The sequence below is a fragment of the Acidithiobacillus ferriphilus genome (genome assembly GCF_028215975.1).
In the GTDB taxonomy this organism is placed as follows: Bacteria; Pseudomonadota; Gammaproteobacteria; order Acidithiobacillales; family Acidithiobacillaceae; genus Acidithiobacillus; species Acidithiobacillus ferriphilus.
The window spans coordinates 14,331-31,593 of record NZ_CP116458.1 but is presented as its reverse complement, the minus strand read 5'-3'; the positions used below and the strand labels follow the sequence as shown (position 1 = coordinate 31,593).

Below are 17,263 nucleotides of genomic sequence, written 5' to 3'. Positions count from 1 at the left end.
TGCCTCTCCCCCGTTCAGTTTCTGGCCGCGTTTCCTTCATCCCAGTACTTCACCGGTTTGCGGACGATAACCACGGACGAAATCACTGCCACTGAGGACACCCTTGCCTGCGGGTTGCACCGCCAGCAACAGCAATTGATCCTCGCCACAGGCCACCGCTATCCCGTCTTTTTCCACGGCGCTGATGGTGCCGGGCGCCTGATCACCCCGGACAGCCAGTACCTGCGTCTGCCAGACCCGCAAGCCTTTGTCGCGAAAAAGGGTATGGGCGACCGGGCTGGGGTTGAAAGCCCGCACCAGACGCTCCAGCGTCGCCGCGGGGAGTCGCCAGTCGATGCGTGCCTCTTCTTTCTTCAGCTTGCGGGCATAGGTTGCGAGCGTGGGGTCTTGGGGCACGGGTTTGAGCCGATTCGCCCAGAGCCCATCCAGAGCCCGGCGCAAGGCGACGCTGCCCAACCGCGCCAAACGGTCATGGAGGCTCGTCGCCGTGTCATCGGGTGCAATGGGCGCGCGCTCCGCCCACAGCACCGGGCCGGAGTCGAGTCCGGCTTCCATCTGCATGATGGCGACACCGCTTTCTTTGTCACCCGCCGCAATGGCCCGGGCAATGGGCGCCGCGCCACGCCAGGCAGGCAGAAGACTGGCATGGACATTGATGGCGCCGCGCGTCGGCAGGTCAAGAACCACCTGCGGCAAAATCTGTCCATAGGCCACGACGATCAGCAAATCCGGCGCCAGGCTCCGGAGCAGATCCAGAGCCTCGCTCGTCTTGCACGATTCCGGCTGAAAAACGGGAATGCCTGCGGCCACAGCCTCCTGCTTCACCGGGCTGGCCTGCAACGCCCGCCCCCGGCCTGCCGGACGATCCGGCTGGGTAAATACGCCGACGACTTCTTCCGGCCCTTGCAACAATTCGGCCAGAATGAGGCGCGCGAACTCCGGTGTCCCGGCAAAAACAATGCGCTGTTTTCTAGTCACCGAGCCGCACCCTTTTGTTCGCCTTACGGCGAATCAGGTTTTGCTTGAGGCGGGACAGATGATCGACAAAAAGGGTACCGTTGAGATGGTCAATCTCATGCTGCAGGCAAACCGCCAACAACCCATCGGCCTCCAATTCAATGGTCCGGCCCTGCACCGTGGTCGCGCGCACCGTCACTTTTTCGGCGCGCCGCACCGTCTCCACCACACCGGGTACCGACAGACAGCCTTCCTTCATCTCTTCTTCACCAATGCTCGCAATAATTTCCGGATTCACCAAGGTCAGCAGATCATTGCGATTTTCTGAAACATCCACGACAATCAGCCGATGTCCGGCGGCCACCTGCGGCGCGGCCAGACCGATACCGGGTGCATCGTACATGGTTTCCGCCATATCGTCGGCCAGTTGCTGAATTTGTTTGTCCACCCGGGCTATGGGCGCGGCCATGCTCTTGAGGCGGGCATCGGGAAACTCCAGTATTTTCAAGAGGGGCATTTCGTCACCAATTATTACCATCCGGCAAAAATCGTATCTTGAACTAATACTATTCCTTGCGGAAGTCCGGAGGAGATCATTCATGCGGAAGTACATCTGGCGCAACACCCTATTTTGTCTTGGCCTCAGCGCCATGGCCCCGGTGATGGGGCAAACTGCGCCGTCTGGCATACAACTACGTAGCGAACAAAGTTACACCGTCAAATCCGGAGATACCCTCTGGGGAATCGCCGCACATTTCTTGCGGCATCCCTGGCAATGGCCGCAGATCTGGCATAAGAATCCCTACATCCATAATCCCAATCTCATTTATCCCGGTGATCGCATCGTGCTCACCCATGGGGCCAACGGCCAGCCCGAACTTCGTGTAGAAAGATCTTATGGTTCTCATGCAGCAGGTTCTTCGGTCGTCGAACTTCATCCACAAATGACGGTAGAACCCTTGTCCACCGTGGCTACCGGCGAAGTGATGCCCTTCCTCGGCACGCCGGGGTTTATCGCCAGCAAAAAAGCTTACGATGCATTACCTTATCTGGCGGCCAGTGCCAACAGCGGCCAGCTCGCCTACACCGTGGGCGACAAGCTGTATGCCTCCGGTCTGAAACGGGTCCCGGTGGGCACCCGCTATGGTATCGTCGCTCTTGGGCCGGAACTGCGCCGTCCCGGCGTCGAGAAGCCGCTCGGTTATGCGCTCTACGACCTGGGCAACGCCATCGTACGCAGTGACGGTTCCCATGCCGCCGTCGAGATCGCCGATGCCCGCAGGGAAATCTCGCTGGGCGATCGCCTGATCCCCGAGGCGAGCGCCAAAGTACCGCGTTATTTCCCCAGCGCCCCCGCCCACCCGGTAAGCGCTCGGATCATCGCCAAAATGAGTGACTACCCCGAACTCCTGGTGGGTCAGGCCGTTATCGTGGATCAAGGCCGGGAAGCCGGATTGAGCGATGGTAATCTGCTGCGAATTGAAAGGACCAGGGGAGATACGAAAAATGCCGTGACTGGCAAATCCTTCGCTCTGCCACCTCAGAAAGTGGGCGAAGTGATGGTGTTTCGGGTATTCCCCACGGTCTCCTACGCCGTGATTACCACGGCAACGCATGGCATCTTGGTGGGTGACAAGCTGGTTAGCCCGCGCCCGGTAACCGCCAGCGACAGCTCCGCAGGAAACAGGTGACAGATCGGGCCTGGCTCGCCCTCAGTCGTATCCCCGGCCTCGGCCCGCTTCGCCAGCGTGCCCTGCTCGAACGTTTTGGTGCGGTGGAGCGCTGCTTTCAAACCGGGGCTGGGGCCTTGCAGGACCTCGGCCTGCAAACGGGACAAATCGCCGCCTTGCAGAAGGCGCCCGAGGACATTCTCACGCCTGCAGACCAACGCTGGCTGGAAAGTCCCGACACCGACCTCTGCCGCTGGGCCGACGCCGATTACCCGCCCTTGTTGCGCCATATCCCTGATCCGCCCCTGCTGCTCTATTTACGCGGACAGCGCGCCCGTCTGAACCAAGCCATGCTGGCTATCGTCGGCAGTCGCAGTGCCACGGCCACCGGTATCGCCACCGCCGAAGCTTTTGCCAAGAACCTGGGTGAAGCGGGACTCATCATCTGTAGCGGCCTGGCCCTCGGCATTGATGCCGCCGCCCATCGTGGCGCCCTTCATAGCGGCACCGTCGCCGTACTTGGTACCGGTGCCGACCTTATCTACCCGCGTAGTCATCTGCAACTCGCCCGTCAGATTACCGAACAGGGCCTCATCATCAGCGAACAGCCGCCCGATACCGGTCCGCGCAGTGGTCTATTCCCCCGCCGCAACCGCATCATCAGCGGCCTCAGTCTTGGCATATTGGTGGTCGAAGCGGCTGACGGCAGCGGTTCACTGATTACCGCACGACTGGCACTGGAGCAGGGTCGTGAAGTCTTTGCCATCCCCGGCTCCATCCATTCGCCGTTGTCGCGCGGCCCGCACCGCCTCATCCGCGACGGCGCCAAACTGGTCGAAAGCGCCGAAGACGTTCTCAGCGAACTCGGCCCGCTGTACGCCGTGCTGCGCGGCAGTCAGGCCGCAGCAGACTGGCGGCCGGAAGATTCGACACAAGCTAAAGTTTGGGCCGCCATGGATTTCGACCCTCTCGCCCCGGAACAGATCGCCAGCCGCTGCGGATTGACGCTGACCGAGCTTTCGGCCATCCTCTTGGACATGGAATTACAAGGTTACCTCGCGGCCTGTCCCGGCGGTCGTTTCTGTCGCCTCCCACCGGTTTCCTAAGGCCACGGTATGGAAGACGTCATAGACATCATTAGTTATTTGCTCGACCATCTCGATGACGAAGACGACGAGATGGTCGAAGAGCGTTTGCGCGCCGTCGGTTTTCCGGACGACGATATTCAGCGCGCCCTCGACTGGATGGAAGGTTTCGCGGTAGAAGCGCAAGAGGACACCAGCCCCCGTTCACTGCGCGCCTACCATCCCTACGAACAGCAAAATCTTTCTGTGGCTGCCCGCGGGCAACTCCATGACTGGGAGCGGCTTGGTGTCATCAACGGCGCCATGCGTGAGCGCATTATCGATCGCCTGCTCGCCCTTGGTCTGGACGATACCGATCTGGAAACACTCGACTGGGTGACCTTTATGGTGATGGCCAATGATCCCGGTCCGGAGGCCTTTTGGGTCGATGCCTTACTGGGCGCCGACGGCGCACGGATTCTTCACTGACCCATGGCATATCAGCTCGTTATCGTTGAATCACCGGCTAAAGCCAAAACCATCCAGAAGTATTTGGGGGATGACTTTCAAGTGCTCGCTTCCTACGGCCATGTGCGCGATTTGCAGCCCAAAGAAGGTGCTGTAGATACCGAACATGATTTCGCCATGCGCTACGCTGCCATCGAGCGCAACGAGCGACATGTGGACGCCATCGCCAAGGCCCTGCGTGGCGCCAACAAGCTCTGGCTCGCCACCGATCCGGATCGCGAAGGCGAGGCCATCTCCTGGCATCTGGTGGAGCTGCTGCGCGAGCGTCACCTGCTCGGCAACAAGCCCGCGCAACGTGTCGTCTTCCACGAAATCACCAAAAAAGCCGTGCAGGAAGCCATCGCCACCCCTCGCGAAATCGCCATGGATCTGGTCAACGCCCAGCAAGCGCGCCGCGCCCTCGATTATCTGGTGGGCTTCAATCTGTCGCCGCTGCTCTGGCGCAAGGTGCGTCCGGGCCTCTCGGCGGGCCGGGTACAAAGTGCTGCGTTGCGCCTGATCTGTGAGCGCGAAAATGAAATAGAAGCCTTTGTCAGCCGCGAATACTGGACCATCGCCAGTCGCCTGCAGCAGGCTGGCAGCGAATTCACCGGCCGCCTGACCCACTGGCAGACGAAAAAGCTCGAACAGTTCGACGTCACCAATAGTGATCAGGCCGAAGCCATCCGTAGCGGCATGGAAGATGATCTCAGCCGCCAGGCGCTACGGGTCCGGGAAGTGGAGCGCAAGAGCCGGCAACGCCAGCCTGCCGCGCCCTTCACCACGTCCACCTTGCAGCAGGAAGCCTCGCGCAAGCTCGGCTTCAACGCCAGCCGGACCATGCGCGTCGCCCAGCAACTCTACGAAGGGATCAATATCGGCAACGAGACTGTGGGCCTCATCAGCTACATGCGTACCGACGCCGTCAACCTCGCCGAAGAGGCCATCGCTTCCATCCGTGATTTTATCGGCAGCCACTACGGCAGCGAATTTGTCCCCGAGACCCCGCGCCGCTACAAGACCAAGACCAAAAACGCCCAGGAAGCGCACGAAGCCATCCGCCCCACGGACATCGCCCGCAGCCCGGAGGCCTTGCAGGGCGTGCTCGAACGCGATCTTTGGCGCCTTTATGATCTTATCTGGAAGCGCAGCGTCGCCTGCCAAATGGCGCCGGCGCGTATGGACCTGGTCGCCGTCGATATGGACGCCGGCACCCATTGGACCCTGCGTGCCAACGGCTCCACCGTCACCTTTCCCGGCTTCATGGCCGTCTATCAGGAAGGCAAAGATGACGGTGACGAGGACGAAGGCAACCGTATTCTGCCGCCCCTTGATACCGGCGATGAACCGCAGGTGCTTGGCATTGATTCCGAGCAGCACTTTACCGACCCCCCCCCCCGTTATAGCGATGCCACCCTGGTTAAAACCCTGGAAGCCTACGGCATCGGCCGTCCATCCACCTATGCCAGCATTATTCAGACCCTGCAGAACCGCGAATATGTCGCCGTCGAGCAGCGCCGCTTCCGCCCCACCGATCTCGGACGGGTGGTCGGTCGTTTTCTGACCAATCATTTCGAGCGCTATGTGGATTACGGCTTCACCGCCAGCATGGAAGACGAACTGGACGCCATTTCCCGGGGTGAGAAGCAGTGGCAGCCGGTGCTCAGCGCGTTCTGGGGACCCTTTCGCACGCTCCTTGACGAAAAAGCCAACGTCAGCCGCACCGAAGCCACCAGTGAAGCACTGGATGAGGCCTGTCCACAATGTGGCAAACCCCTATTCCTGCGCCTCGGTCGTCATGGCCGTTTTGTGGCCTGTTCGGGGTACCCCGAATGTAATTATACCCGCCCGGTGGACGGTCCTCGCGAACCCGCCGAACCCGTAGGTCGCGACTGCCCGGACTGCGGTAAGCCGCTGGTCTATAAAACCGGGCGTTATGGCCGGTTTATCTCGTGCAGTGGCTATCCCGAATGTAAGCACATTGAGCCGCTAACCCAGCCTAAATCCTCAGGAGTCATTTGCCCCCAGTGCGGTGAAGGCGAACTGGTGGAAAAACGCAGCCGTTACGGCAAAATCTTCTACTCCTGCAACACTTACCCCAAATGCAGCTATGCGGTCTGGGGACCCCCGATAGCACGCGCCTGTCCCCGCTGCGCCTGGCCGATAATGATCGAAAAAAGCGGCAAGCGCCTTGGTGAACAACTCGCCTGTCCCCAGAGCGAATGCGCTTTTCACTTCCCGGTGAACGCCAGCGACGCGGAAATCGCCGCCATGCTGCCCGACTACACTCCGCCGCCGCCCCGCGAAAAGCGCGCACCGCTGGCCAAGAAGGCGGCTCCTGCCCGTAAAGCGACGGCGAAAAGCACCAGGAAAACGGCCGTGAAAACGGCGGCTGCTGCCAACAAGCCGGCAAAGGCGGAAACAACGGCCGCGGTAGTAAAAAAACCAGGCAAAGCCAAGACCCCGGCGGCAAAGAAAACCACGTCGTCCAAAAGTACGGCCTCATCAACCAGCGAATCGGCCACGCCCGCGCCACGGAAGCGCGCTGTCAAGAACGTCGCCAACTCATGACCTACGTTGTTACCGAAAATTGCATCCAGTGTAAATATACCGACTGTGCCGAAGTCTGTCCGGTCGAGTGCTTTCATGAAGGACCGAATTTTCTCGTCATTGATCCTGACGAGTGTATCGACTGCGCCGCCTGCGTACCCGAGTGTCCTGCCGACGCCATTTTCGCCGACGATGAACTCCCTGCTGATCAACGCGACTTCACTGCCATTAATGCGGAACTCAGCATAGACTGGCCGGTCATCCTCCGCAAAAAGGCAGCATTACCCGATGCCGAAACCTGGAATGGTAAGGGCGACAAGCGCCCTTTGCTGCGACGCTCATGACGCGCGCACTTCGATGTTTCACGTGAAACATGGCTAATCCCCGTTCCCCCGGCACGGAAACCAGCGCGCCTTTACGCGTGTCCGGAGGCGTTTTCACCCTCTCCATCCTCCATCTGGAAAGCAATAACCCACAACAACTGGCGCAACGTATCGCCGAAGAGCATCAACGCCACCCCGCCGCTGCCGATTTCCATCGCCATGCGCCGGTGATCCTGGATCTGAGCGCCATACCCGAAGAAGCGCCTTTGGCTCTCAACGAAATCTTGAATGTATTGCGCGCCGCCGACTGGTTCCCTGTCGGTTTACGCAATGCCGCTCCCCGTCATCAGACATTGGCGCAGGATCTGAACCTGCCTGTTTTGCGGGGCCAGGATCGTAATGCCACCCCGCAGCCAGAAACACCCGCGCCCGCACAATCCGTCTCAACAAGTCCGGGTGGCCTGACCATAGATCACCCGATCCGCGGCGGCCAACGCAGCTATGCCCGTGGCGGCGACCTCGTCTGTTTGGCCGCCGTCAACGCCGGCGCCGAAGTCATCGCCGACGGCAACATCCACGTGTACGGCCCCTTACGTGGCCGCGCTCTGGCCGGCGTCAACGGCCAAGACAGTGCGCGGATTTTTTGCATGAGCCTGGAAGCAGAGTTGATCTCTGTTGCAGGTCTATATCGCATCCTCGAATCGGATCACCCCCTCTGGGGCAAGGCGGCGCAGATTTACAGCCGCGACGAGCAATTGCATATTACTGCTTTAACCTTATAAATCTTGGAGAAAAGAACCGTGGCCAAAATCATTGTCATCACTTCAGGAAAGGGTGGGGTCGGCAAAACCACCACCAGTGCCGCCTTTGCCAGCGGCCTCGCTCTGCGCGGCTATCGCACCGTCGTTATCGACTTCGACGTGGGGCTGCGCAACCTCGACCTGATCATGGGCTGTGAGCGACGGGTTGTGTACGATCTCATCAATGTCATCCAGGGCGAGGCTAAATTGCAGCAGGCGCTCATCAAGGATAAGCGCTGTGAGAATCTTTACGTGCTACCCACCTCCCAAACCCGAGACAAAGATGCCCTGACTAGCGAAGGGGTAACGGCGGTTATGGATGAACTGCGCACGGAATTCGATTACATCGTCTGCGATTCACCGGCAGGGATCGAGTCGGGGGCACTCATGGCGCTCTACCATGCCGACGAAGCCATTGTCGTCACCAATCCAGAGGTCTCCTCCGTGCGGGATTCCGACCGCATTCTCGGCATTCTCGCAGCCCGCTCACGGCGCGCGGAGCAGGGCGAAGAACCGGTGAAGGAACATCTATTGCTGACCCGTTACTCCCCAAAACGGGTGGAAGGTGGGGAAATGCTTTCTCTGCAAGACGTGAAGGAGCTGCTACGTACCCCCCTGCTGGGCGTGATCCCCGAATCCGAGGTCATCCTCCAGGCCTCCAATCAGGGCATACCCGCCATTCACATGGAAAACAGCGATGTGGCCGAGGCCTATAAGGATGTCGTCGCCCGCTTCCTCGGCGAAGAGCGTCCCTTGCGCTTTATTCATCCGGTCAAGGTGGGGTTCTTCAAACGACTCTTTGGAGGCTGACATGTCCTTTCTCGATTACTTCCTCGGCTCCCGCAAGAAAACTGCCCATGTAGCAAAGGATCGTCTGAAGCTGATTCTCGCCCACGAGCGCGATGCCGACGGCCCCGACTTCCTGCCCGCGTTGCAGGAGGAACTCCTGGCGGTGATCGCCAAATATATTCCCGTAGACAAGGAAAATATCAAGGTGAGCATGGAGCGACGCGGAGATTATGAGGTGCTGGAATTGAACATCCTGTTCCCCGATCAGCACTGAGCACCGGAGAAGATCGACAACACCATCACCGCCAAAGGCCCCCGCAAGATCAGGAAGAAGCCTGGTGCTTTAATGCAATGCGGCTAATAATGCGCGCAGATAGTCAGCCAAGGGACTGGCGGGTTGAACGCTTGCCAGCGCTTCTTTCAGGTAAGGGCGTGCGGCGTCGTTGCCTGCTAATGCCAGAGTGATGCCCATCCCGGTCTTCCAGCGCAGGCTATCAGGAGCGAGGGTCAGCGCATGGGCATACGCGTCCTCGGCCAGGTGCAAATCGCCCTGTTGCTGGGCCAGCGTGCCCAGCATACCGAAATAATCAGGGCTATCGGCGGGTGCAGGCCGCAGATTGCGCAATAAGGACAGGGCTTGTCCCGGTTGTTGTTGGGCCGCCAGCAACCGGGCTTCAAGTAATGTTAACGGTATATCACGGGGCGCGCTGCGGAGGCTTTCGCGCAGCAATTCCAGGGCTTTTGTCGTCTCTCCGCGCTGCCACAGACTTTCTGCCAATCGCAATTTCTCGTCTTCCCAGGCACGGCCGCCGGGAATGGAGGCAGACTGGACGGCTTGATGCCGGGGGTGGGTAAACGGGATCATCCCCGCACCGGAAAATGTCTTGGCAGGATGGGCATGTCGCTGCGGAGCGGATCGTTCCAGACCCCCCTGTGCAGAGCGGTTCTGGTCCGTGCGGGAAGGGGCGTGCAACAAGGTGCTTGGGGGCATATTGACGGAGCTTGTTGCCATGCCCTGTGGGGATGGCGGAGAACGGCTCAAGACCGGAGCAGTCGCCTGATTGTCAGGTACGGCGGGGGTCGGTTCCGCCGCCACAGGCGCAGCCTTGACCGGAAGCTTCCGCGCGGTGGTTTCATAGGAAGTGGGTAAATAAAACCACCAGAAAACCGCGCTGACCACCAGAAAACCACCCCCCAACAGGATAAGCGCTCCCCAGCGGGGTAAGGATCTGGGGCGAGGCGCCTGCAATGCCGCCGGGATCTCAGGCCCGGCGCTTTTGCGCGCCTGTCGGCGATCCAGATCGTTCAGCACATCGTGAATCAAGCTCATAGGCTCCACCATAATCGTCGCGCCTGAGGCGTATCTGCAAGCGCTCTCAGCACCGCACGGCGCCCCACCCGACGGCGGCCAGACCCGTAAGTCGCCAATAACGCCTTGTGGGCGAGCAGATTGAGCAGCCGCGGCGTGCCCCCACTGCCACGCTGGAGCAGGCGCAAGGCGTTGGGCTGGAACAGCGGGCCGCCAGTATAGCCGGCATGGCGCAGTCGATGCTCCAGATAGGCGCCACTTTCGTCGCGGTTAAGGGGAAGAAGCTGATGATGGAAGCCGATCCGCTGACGCAACTGCCGCATTTGTGGCTGTTGCAGACGAACATCCAGTTCTGGCTGGCCAAATAAAATGATTTGTATCAATTTGCATTTTTCGGTTTCGAGGTTGGAGAGTAGGCGAATGCTTTCCAGTGCGGTATCCGATAGGGTCTGAGCCTCATCCACCAACAGCACCACGCGATGTCCATCGCTTGCCGCCTGCAACAGGCTGCGGTGAATGGCTTCCAGCGGCTCCTGGGTGGCCTCTAATTCCAGTCCGCTCAGATCAGCGGCGATGGCGCGAAGCAGGCTCGCCGGTGACTGTTGGGGGTTGAGTACGTAGGCGGTGCGAAAGCGCGCATCCATGCGGTTGAGCAGGGTGCGGCACAAGGTGGTTTTGCCGGTCCCGACCTCGCCCGTGATCTTGACGAAACCTTCGCCATTATCCAGGGCGAAGTGCAGCAAAGAGAGGGCGGCGCGGCGATTCTCATCGGCGAAAAAGAACCCCGTGTCCGGGGTGAGGCCGAACGGATATTCGCGCAGACCGAAGAACTCGAGGTACATCAGTGGGCTGCTTCCATCTGTCGCGCCGGGAGCACAGCGGTGTTGAAATCCAGATCGTGCTCCGACAGTTCTTTGCGGGCTTGGTGAATTTGCTGCTGCCAAACGCCACGCTTATCCACCACAATGGGCTTGATGAGCACCACCAGTTCACTTTTGATGGCTGTTTGTTGCGTACTCTTGAAGAGATAGCCCAAGTAAGGAATGTCCTGCAGCAGCGGAATACCTGAATGGCTACTGTGTTCGTCGGTTTTCATCAGACCGCCGATGACGATGACCTGCCCACTTGCGGCGCGTACTACCGTATCGACTTCGCGCACGGAAGAACTGGCCAGAGGCAGAACGTAACTTTGATTGCCAACCGTAAACGCCTGGGCCTGGGTGGTGACACTGGTAACCGATGGATGTACGTAAAGGGTTACCATACCGTCCCCGCTGATGGCTGGTGTGACATCCAGGGCGACCCCGGAAAACAGCGGGGAAAGCACGGGTGTTGCCTGATTGATGACGGTACTGCCAATGACGCCGGAACTGGTTCCGGCATTGGTTTGCACATTGGTCACATAAATGTTGTCCGTGCCAACCTTGATGACGGCCGTCTGGTTGTTCAGCGTGGCCACCCGTGGGCTGGAGAGCACCTTGACCTTGCCCTGGGTACCGAGAGCCTCCAAGATGGCGTTGAAGCCCTTGCCGCCGCTGATCACCGCGTTGAAAACGCCGCCAAAGGGTTGCACCGCATTCATGGCGGGCAACAGACCCGGCGCCAATTGGCCCAGATTTGGGGTGGTCCCACCACTGGTGATGGTGCCCTGGGTGGGAGCATAACCATTGGTATTGAAGCTGCCATTGGAATTGATGGGCGCGAGTTGATTGATCTGGGCATTACCCATCACGGTGCTCCAGTTGATTCCCGCCTGAAAGCCGCTGGAGAGCTGGACCTCCAGAATCACCTGCCGTTCCAGGCCATTGGTGAGATGGTGCAAAAACGCCTGTATCTCACGCTGGCGGTCCGGCATGGCACGTACCACTATCACCCCGGACAGGGGACTGATGATGACCTTGCCTTCTTTACCGGCAACCATCCCCAGCAGGGGTTTCAGAGTTTTCCAGAAGTCGGAACTGCTATCGGTTTTTACTTCCGCCGAGGGCTTGCTCTGACCAAAGGCCTGGCCTTGTCCAAGCATGCCACCGCTGCCATTATTTCCGGAGTTGCCGTTTAGTTCGGTACCGGCGACCGTCAGTTGCGATTTGGCGCTGCGGGCGATGTCCAGATAATTCACCCGATAGATGCGGGTTTCCGGTGCGGGGGGGTAAATCACGATCTGTCGGCCCTGAACCTCGTACTGATAGCCGTAAGCCGCGCGAATCGCCCGCAGGGCATCTTCCAGGGTGACATGATGCAGATTGAGGGTAAGGCTGCCGCCGACTTTCGGAGAAAGGATGACATTCTGACCTGAGCTCATCCCCAACCCCATGAACACCTCGCGGGCAGGCGCATTCTGAACCACCAGATCAAAGCGTTTCTGCAATGGCGACGGGCGACGCGGAATCAGGCTGTCCACGGGCGGCAAGAGCGCCTGTTGCACGGCCGGCGGGGGTGGCTTTATCGCCGGTTTTGCCGCCGGCAGCATGGCGCTTGCGGGATTATCAGGCACCGTTTGGCAACCCGCCAGCCAGATACAACTCATCAATATTGCCAACTGTTTGCGCATGATTATTTCTCTTCACTCGGATTGCTAGAACCGCCAATGACCAGACGCAGCCTTTTGGATCCCGCTCCCAGTATCACCCAACCGGCACCCACGGCGATCAGGCGATAGGGTCCGATCTGGCTTCCCAAGGGATACAGGCGGCCGTTGAGAATGGCCACGGGCACCTGCCCGCCGGTCAGGGTGCTGTCCAGGACCAGGGACGCGAGGGGCGCGCCCGCGGCCCCGGTGCGGTAATCGTCCGGACGGGTCGGATTGGGGGTTGTCTGCATTTGGGCGGCCAGCAACAGTCCGAAGAGCGCACTCATGAACCACCCCCCGCGGCCTTGGGCAGACCACGCAGCGTCCCAAGGGCGCTCCGGATTTGACCGGTGGTCAACCCGGCCCCTGGTCCGGGAGCGTCCCGCCGGCCGCTCCAGGCGATGGCGTAGGTACGTACATCAATCCGTAACTCGGCCTTTGGGTACTGTATCACGGTGTAAGTCCACTGGCCCCATTGTAAACGCCAGGGCCCTCGCCGCACACTTTGCAGGTAGGCAAGCAGGCTGTGGAAATCACCCTGCAGGGTAAGGGAAACCCCGCTTTGATACAGACGCGGGCCGACTTTGTCACCTTTATCCGCCGGTAAAGGATATACCTGGGAGGGCGCAAGGGTGTGGAAGCGTACACACTGTACCCCAGGACGCTCCGTTAACAACGTGCGCAGCCAACCAGCCAGTTCATCCTGCCGGGGGTAGCGCTGACCGGCTTGGTGCAACTGCTCATCCAGGGTAGCGATGATCCGCTGCTGGGCAGCCAGGCGCGACCGCGCCTGCAGGGGTGCGTCACGCAATAATGCCTGAATTTCGCTTTCCATAGCGGTCGCGTGGATTTGCCCGCTCTGCCATTGTTGTTTTTTGTCTTGCAGACCACTTTGCAGGGGCGCGAGCAGCAACTGATAAAAACCCATGAACAGCACCGTAAGGGCGGCTGACAACACCAACACGCGTTCGCGCAGGCTGAGCGCGTCGAAACGGGTGAACCAGTGCCGGAGGGCGTTCATGGCCGCTCCGGCGAACGGGCGGCGGCGCTAATGCGGAAATCCAGCAGCGCAGTGGATGGAATGCTGCTGTCGGGGGCCGTGATGCCACTGCTGGCGGTGATCCCGGCCAATGTCAGACCGGCCAGTACCGGCTGGGCATGGAGCCGTTCCACGTAGAGCGGTATAGTCGCCGCCCGCAGGGTGCGTCCTTCCAAAACCAATCCGCCGGCGTCGCCGCTCATGCGCGTCAGCCAGATACCGGGAACGATGCCACGACCAAGGGCATTGAGTACCTCCGATGGATTCTGGCTGGCCACATGCAGAGAAAGCAGTTGCAAGAGAAAGCGCCGCTCGTCGATTTCCGTCTGCAGCGCCTGTTGCCGGGTTTCCCACGCAGACTGGGCGCCCGGACCATAGCGCGCGATGAGCTGGTCCCGCTGGCTTTGCAGCGCGCTCAGTCGTTGCTCCTGAGTCGCCAACAGTTGTGCCTGCTCCTGATTGGCCTGCTGCCAGTACAGGGCCAGCCCGCTGAGGGCAAGAAGCAGGACGCCGAGGAAAATCAGGCTGAAGCGCGCCGAGAAGGGTACTTGCCGCGATATGAAGCGATCACTGTAAAAATTAACGCGGGCCGGATCGGCCGCTGGCGGCAGTCGCAGGCTCATGGGGCAGGCAGTTCCGCAGCAAAGGCCTGGGCCAGAAGACAGCGACTGTCCGCCGGGGAAAGTGATTCCTCGACATGCGCGCAGCGCCGCCCGAGCAGCTCGCCCAGTATCTCCGGCAACGATTTCGGCGCGCCGCAGAGATAGAGAACGGCGGGCGGCGGGCGGCGGAAACGATTTTCGTAAAAATCCATGGTGCGCTGTATCTCTAGAGCCAGGCCTTCGCTGGCGGAGCGGAAACCCACCGGATCATCATCGCCGGGAAAATGCGCAAAGCCCAGCGGCAGTGGTCGGCCAAACCGGTAGCTGCCGCCCTGCACCAGGGTCAGATGACAACTGCGGATTTCCATCAGCAATAGTCCGACGCCGCCCGCCTCTTCGGGCAGGAGCCAGCACAAATCGCGCAGGGCGAGGTCGATGATGCCGACATAAAAAGGTTGCAGACCAACACCGCGCAACAGGTCTATCCGTTCCTGAACCACGCTCGCGCGCACCGCAACGGCGAAAATCTGGCGCCCTTCAGTGTCCGGCACGGGAATGGCGTCCAGCACCGCCTCCTGCACCGGAAAATCCAGCAAATCCGCGAGCTGCCAGCGCAGGGCGGCGAGCATCTCCGCCGCGGGCACCTTGGGCGCATCCACGACTTGCAAGTTATAGTCCTCCCGGAACAAATACGTAGCCGCCAGACTGCCAGCCAGCCCATGGCTCTGCACGCTGTGGCGTAAGGACTCCAGCAGCAGTTCCCGGTAGCGGCTCGATAACGGGTCGATGTCCTCGGCCAGGATCAGTTCGGCTTCGCCATGATGCACTCGCACGAGGCAATAGCCGTCCCGGCGCAACTCCAGCACCACCGGAGGGCGTTTCCGCCAGCGCCGCACAATGTCCCGCAGGTCGGCATCCCAGAGTTTCATGATGTTACTACACCCATGGCGGGAGTATTAGCCGAAAACGGCAAAAATTGCCAGGTGGTCATGGGTTTTCGAGCCAATAGGAGAGAGAGGCCGACTGAGTGCTGGATGTTTTCCCGCATTGCTTATATAAACACTGTACTGAGGTGCACCTGTCCAGACTTACACCACAATGGTGTAAACATCCATTCAAACCGCCGAAACAAAAGTATGTATTATTAAGTAAAAAGCAATGGTTTATTAAGCAATTGTCAATACAATTAACACATTGTCCACCGGACGCGTTACTTATCGTTACGATGACACTCCTTATGGCAGCTACCGGTGAATGGCCAGCGCCAAGATTGCCCGCCGGGCAGCTTCCCTGACTGGTGATCTGGTAGGAGGTGGTGGAGGCCGTGGTAGGAGGAGAAGGTGAACAAGCCACCGTTGCCGTACAGCCTTTCAACCCAGGAATGCTGCCAATGCCCGGATGTGCCGTAGGGCTGAAACACTGGCTGGCGGCGCTGCTGGTGGCGGGCGCGATCTGGTATGTCCCCCACTCCGCCCCGCTCTGGGCCGCCCAGTAGGCACGGGTGGAGGCGACCTGGTAGGCCGTGTTCTGATTGCTCTGCGCGGTAATATAGGCCAGGGCCGCCAGCAGCAGGGCGAGCACCACCATGATGAATATCATCATCACCAGGGCCGCGCCCTTTTCCGCAGATATCGTGGCAGGGCGATTATCCCGTTTGGCCATCATTGGTTATTGACCACGGAATAGGCGGAACTGAGGACGGCGATGGTCCGGCTCAGACTGAGGCGGATAGCGGCTGCGGGGTCGCTGAGGGTCAGTATCACCGACACGCCGCTGGCCGTGCTCGCGCTCGGTCCTACGGGAAGTGCGCTGAAAGCGCCACTGGCATTGACCGCGAGAACCTGCGCCGACGGCCAGTTGGGCATGCTCTGGGTCAGTTGCCCGTTGCTAAAGGCAAAGCCATAGCCACCGGAACAGACGCTGGCAGCAGCGGCGCTGGGCGGCGCAGCACAACGTTTAAAGGAGAGGCTTGCCCCACCATTAGGAATGTTTAACGTCCCCGGCTGGGCATTATGCAGTTCCCGCGCCATCACCGTCAGTGCCATCTCGCCCTGACTGGCCAGCTCACCAGCGGCGCGGTTGGTCTGATAGATTTGCACCGAACGCACGATGAGCGCCGTCGCTCCCACGGACAGGATGCCGAGGATGACGATGGCCACAATCAGTTCAATGAGGGTGAGGCCGCCCTGGGCGTTGAGGCGGATTTGCGGGAATATCATGGGCAATTGCTGCCGAAGCAATATTTCGTGCGCCACGCCCCCAGGGTGATGTCCGCCCCGCTGGGGCCGGTCACCCGAACGGTCAGGTATTCTGCCGTGGCTCCGCTTAATGCAGAGGCAGTGCAGTCGACAGCGACACCATAATCCTTTTGGCTATATGCTGTATTGCACCGGTTAGTGCAATTACAGTTAGGGAAAGGCTGTGCGTATGAGGCCGTCATGGCAGTCTCCAACGTACTTTGAGCAATAGCCGTGGCCTGTGCCGTCGGCACGGGATTGGCACCGAAGCGGCCATACCAGACCACGGGGATGATGAGTGCAGCCAGAAAGCCCATCAAGGCCATGCCTATCACCAGCTCGATGAGGGTGACACCGTGCTCCTTTCCCCTCAATGCCACCCTACTCATGCGCACGGCCCGGCGTAAGCCAACCCGGTGGGGGAGATGCACACCACGCGGTTTTCGCCGCCACCGTCGACGAGGGTGATGCTGCTGGTTTGAGTGGCATTGGCCACGCTGCCGGTGGCACTGGTGAAGGTGAAGGTGGCGCCGACCTGGGCGCTGGCCGGGATGGTGATGGGGTAACCCTTGCCGCCAGGGACCGGCAGGTTTTGCCCGGCGCTGTTTTGCACCGCAACAGTACTCCCCTGAAGGCTGAGGATGATGTCGCCGTTGCCCAGCAAGGCCGATTGCCGGGCGTATTGGGCTGCGGCAATCACATCACCCTGCGCGGCATTGGCGCTGTAGCCCCCTATCCCCATGAAGCGCGGCAAAATCAGCGCCGCCAGGATACCGGCTATGATCAGGACGGCTATGACTTCAATGAGAGTAAAGCCGCGCTCAGCCATTTGCCCGTCCATGTCCTT

21 protein-coding genes are annotated in these 17,263 nt (G+C 60.2%); 9 read left to right on the top strand and 12 right to left on the bottom strand.

The annotated features are described in order from the left end of the window. Positions 1-36 precede the first annotated feature (36 nt). Together fmt and def are read right to left on the bottom strand one after the other, a co-directional pair. Positions 37-978: a methionyl-tRNA formyltransferase gene (fmt, locus tag PJU76_RS00150; RefSeq protein WP_271779963.1), complete on the bottom strand. Its 942-nt coding sequence runs from the start codon at positions 976-978 to the stop codon at positions 37-39. Continuing rightward, complete coding sequence (def, locus tag PJU76_RS00145) at positions 971-1,474, bottom strand: peptide deformylase (RefSeq protein WP_271779962.1); 504 nt, start codon at positions 1,472-1,474, stop codon at positions 971-973. The genes fmt and def overlap by 8 nt, the downstream gene beginning before the upstream one ends. 82 nt (positions 1,475-1,556) lie before the next feature. On the opposite strand from def, the gene PJU76_RS00140 reads away from it, so the two are divergent. The 8 genes from PJU76_RS00140 to minE are packed head-to-tail and all read left to right on the top strand — an operon-like array spanning position 1,557 to position 8,934. Then, positions 1,557-2,648: a LysM peptidoglycan-binding domain-containing protein gene (locus PJU76_RS00140; protein ID WP_271779961.1), complete on the top strand. Its 1,092-nt coding sequence runs from the start codon at positions 1,557-1,559 to the stop codon at positions 2,646-2,648. Continuing rightward, positions 2,645-3,733 (top strand): DNA-processing protein DprA, encoded by a 1,089-nt coding sequence (gene dprA / locus PJU76_RS00135; RefSeq protein WP_271779960.1) that lies wholly within the window; start codon positions 2,645-2,647, stop codon positions 3,731-3,733. The genes PJU76_RS00140 and dprA overlap by 4 nt, the downstream gene beginning before the upstream one ends. Positions 3,734-3,742: 9 nt before the next feature. Beyond that, positions 3,743-4,180 (top strand): DUF494 domain-containing protein, encoded by a 438-nt coding sequence (locus PJU76_RS00130; RefSeq protein WP_064219982.1) that lies wholly within the window; start codon positions 3,743-3,745, stop codon positions 4,178-4,180. A gap of 3 nt (positions 4,181-4,183) precedes the next feature. Next, positions 4,184-6,769, top strand: coding sequence for a type I DNA topoisomerase (gene topA / locus PJU76_RS00125; RefSeq protein ID WP_271779959.1), 2,586 nt, complete (start codon positions 4,184-4,186; stop codon positions 6,767-6,769). Then, positions 6,766-7,092: a ferredoxin FdxA gene (gene fdxA / locus PJU76_RS00120; protein ID WP_064219980.1), complete on the top strand. Its 327-nt coding sequence runs from the start codon at positions 6,766-6,768 to the stop codon at positions 7,090-7,092. The genes topA and fdxA overlap by 4 nt, the downstream gene beginning before the upstream one ends. Positions 7,093-7,121: 29 nt before the next feature. Further along, the gene (minC, locus tag PJU76_RS00115) at positions 7,122-7,853 is read left to right on the top strand and encodes a septum site-determining protein MinC (protein WP_271779958.1); all 732 of its coding nucleotides are present in this window, start codon (positions 7,122-7,124) and stop codon (positions 7,851-7,853) included. A gap of 18 nt (positions 7,854-7,871) precedes the next feature. Then, positions 7,872-8,681 carry a septum site-determining protein MinD gene (minD, locus tag PJU76_RS00110; protein ID WP_215861763.1) on the top strand — a complete coding sequence of 270 codons (810 nt, stop codon included), beginning with the start codon at positions 7,872-7,874 and terminating at the stop codon, positions 8,679-8,681. A gap of 1 nt (position 8,682) precedes the next feature. Continuing rightward, on the top strand, positions 8,683-8,934 hold the full coding sequence (gene minE, locus PJU76_RS00105) for a cell division topological specificity factor MinE (RefSeq protein ID WP_014027523.1): 252 nt from the start codon (positions 8,683-8,685) through the stop codon (positions 8,932-8,934). Between the two features lie 69 nt (positions 8,935-9,003). On the opposite strand, the gene PJU76_RS00100 is transcribed toward minE, so the two are convergent. The 7 genes from PJU76_RS00100 to PJU76_RS00070 are packed head-to-tail and all read right to left on the bottom strand — an operon-like array spanning position 9,004 to position 15,108. Continuing rightward, positions 9,004-9,990 (bottom strand): tetratricopeptide repeat protein, encoded by a 987-nt coding sequence (locus PJU76_RS00100; RefSeq protein WP_271779957.1) that lies wholly within the window; start codon positions 9,988-9,990, stop codon positions 9,004-9,006. Beyond that, positions 9,987-10,811 (bottom strand): ExeA family protein, encoded by an 825-nt coding sequence (locus tag PJU76_RS00095; RefSeq protein WP_271779956.1) that lies wholly within the window; start codon positions 10,809-10,811, stop codon positions 9,987-9,989. The genes PJU76_RS00100 and PJU76_RS00095 overlap by 4 nt, the downstream gene beginning before the upstream one ends. Beyond that, on the bottom strand, positions 10,811-12,520 hold the full coding sequence (locus PJU76_RS00090; protein ID WP_271779955.1) for a secretin N-terminal domain-containing protein: 1,710 nt from the start codon (positions 12,518-12,520) through the stop codon (positions 10,811-10,813). Before PJU76_RS00090 ends, PJU76_RS00095 begins: the two co-directional genes overlap by 1 nt. Positions 12,521-12,522: 2 nt before the next feature. Beyond that, positions 12,523-12,825: a hypothetical protein gene (locus PJU76_RS00085; protein ID WP_271779954.1), complete on the bottom strand. Its 303-nt coding sequence runs from the start codon at positions 12,823-12,825 to the stop codon at positions 12,523-12,525. Next, positions 12,822-13,559, bottom strand: a complete 738-nt coding sequence (locus tag PJU76_RS00080) for a hypothetical protein (protein ID WP_271779953.1) — start codon at positions 13,557-13,559, stop codon at positions 12,822-12,824. The genes PJU76_RS00085 and PJU76_RS00080 overlap by 4 nt, the downstream gene beginning before the upstream one ends. Further along, positions 13,556-14,200 (bottom strand): PilN domain-containing protein, encoded by a 645-nt coding sequence (locus PJU76_RS00075; RefSeq protein ID WP_271779952.1) that lies wholly within the window; start codon positions 14,198-14,200, stop codon positions 13,556-13,558. The genes PJU76_RS00080 and PJU76_RS00075 overlap by 4 nt, the downstream gene beginning before the upstream one ends. After that, positions 14,197-15,108 carry a type IV pilus biogenesis protein PilM gene (locus tag PJU76_RS00070; protein WP_271779951.1) on the bottom strand — a complete coding sequence of 304 codons (912 nt, stop codon included), beginning with the start codon at positions 15,106-15,108 and terminating at the stop codon, positions 14,197-14,199. The genes PJU76_RS00075 and PJU76_RS00070 overlap by 4 nt, the downstream gene beginning before the upstream one ends. Before the next feature lie 395 nt (positions 15,109-15,503). On the opposite strand from PJU76_RS00070, the gene PJU76_RS00065 reads away from it, so the two are divergent. Beyond that, positions 15,504-15,674: a hypothetical protein gene (locus PJU76_RS00065; protein ID WP_271779950.1), complete on the top strand. Its 171-nt coding sequence runs from the start codon at positions 15,504-15,506 to the stop codon at positions 15,672-15,674. Between the two features lie 166 nt (positions 15,675-15,840). Here the strand turns inward: PJU76_RS00065 and PJU76_RS00060 are convergent, their stop codons facing one another. From PJU76_RS00060 to PJU76_RS00050, 3 genes are read right to left on the bottom strand one after another with little or no spacing between them, the layout of a single operon-like run. Then, entirely contained in the window at positions 15,841-16,398 is a 558-nt protein-coding gene (locus tag PJU76_RS00060; protein WP_271779949.1) for a PilW family protein, read from the bottom strand. Next, positions 16,395-16,796, bottom strand: coding sequence for a type II secretion system protein (locus tag PJU76_RS00055; protein WP_271779948.1), 402 nt, complete (start codon positions 16,794-16,796; stop codon positions 16,395-16,397). The genes PJU76_RS00060 and PJU76_RS00055 overlap by 4 nt, the downstream gene beginning before the upstream one ends. A gap of 5 nt (positions 16,797-16,801) precedes the next feature. Continuing rightward, positions 16,802-17,245 carry a type II secretion system protein gene (locus tag PJU76_RS00050; RefSeq protein ID WP_271779947.1) on the bottom strand — a complete coding sequence of 148 codons (444 nt, stop codon included), beginning with the start codon at positions 17,243-17,245 and terminating at the stop codon, positions 16,802-16,804. Between the last annotated feature and the right edge of the window lie 18 nt (positions 17,246-17,263).

What these genes read in the sequence shown, in the direction of transcription:
- def (WP_271779962.1), bottom strand. Translation starts at nt 1,474, where the DNA reads ATGCCCCTCTTGAAAATACTGGAGTTTCCCGATGCCCGCCTCAAGAGC.
- PJU76_RS00140 (WP_271779961.1), top strand. Translation starts at nt 1,557, where the DNA reads ATGCGGAAGTACATCTGGCGCAACACCCTATTTTGTCTTGGCCTCAGC.
- PJU76_RS00130 (WP_064219982.1), top strand. Translation starts at nt 3,743, where the DNA reads ATGGAAGACGTCATAGACATCATTAGTTATTTGCTCGACCATCTCGAT.
- topA (WP_271779959.1), top strand. Translation starts at nt 4,184, where the DNA reads ATGGCATATCAGCTCGTTATCGTTGAATCACCGGCTAAAGCCAAAACC.
- fdxA (WP_064219980.1), top strand. Translation starts at nt 6,766, where the DNA reads ATGACCTACGTTGTTACCGAAAATTGCATCCAGTGTAAATATACCGAC.
- minC (WP_271779958.1), top strand. Translation starts at nt 7,122, where the DNA reads ATGGCTAATCCCCGTTCCCCCGGCACGGAAACCAGCGCGCCTTTACGC.
- minE (WP_014027523.1), top strand. Translation starts at nt 8,683, where the DNA reads ATGTCCTTTCTCGATTACTTCCTCGGCTCCCGCAAGAAAACTGCCCAT.
- PJU76_RS00100 (WP_271779957.1), bottom strand. Translation starts at nt 9,990, where the DNA reads ATGAGCTTGATTCACGATGTGCTGAACGATCTGGATCGCCGACAGGCG.
- PJU76_RS00095 (WP_271779956.1), bottom strand. Translation starts at nt 10,811, where the DNA reads ATGTACCTCGAGTTCTTCGGTCTGCGCGAATATCCGTTCGGCCTCACC.
- PJU76_RS00090 (WP_271779955.1), bottom strand. Translation starts at nt 12,520, where the DNA reads ATGCGCAAACAGTTGGCAATATTGATGAGTTGTATCTGGCTGGCGGGT.
- PJU76_RS00085 (WP_271779954.1), bottom strand. Translation starts at nt 12,825, where the DNA reads ATGAGTGCGCTCTTCGGACTGTTGCTGGCCGCCCAAATGCAGACAACC.
- PJU76_RS00080 (WP_271779953.1), bottom strand. Translation starts at nt 13,559, where the DNA reads ATGAACGCCCTCCGGCACTGGTTCACCCGTTTCGACGCGCTCAGCCTG.
- PJU76_RS00075 (WP_271779952.1), bottom strand. Translation starts at nt 14,200, where the DNA reads ATGAGCCTGCGACTGCCGCCAGCGGCCGATCCGGCCCGCGTTAATTTT.
- PJU76_RS00070 (WP_271779951.1), bottom strand. Translation starts at nt 15,108, where the DNA reads ATGAAACTCTGGGATGCCGACCTGCGGGACATTGTGCGGCGCTGGCGG.
- PJU76_RS00060 (WP_271779949.1), bottom strand. Translation starts at nt 16,398, where the DNA reads ATGATATTCCCGCAAATCCGCCTCAACGCCCAGGGCGGCCTCACCCTC.
- PJU76_RS00050 (WP_271779947.1), bottom strand. Translation starts at nt 17,245, where the DNA reads ATGGCTGAGCGCGGCTTTACTCTCATTGAAGTCATAGCCGTCCTGATC.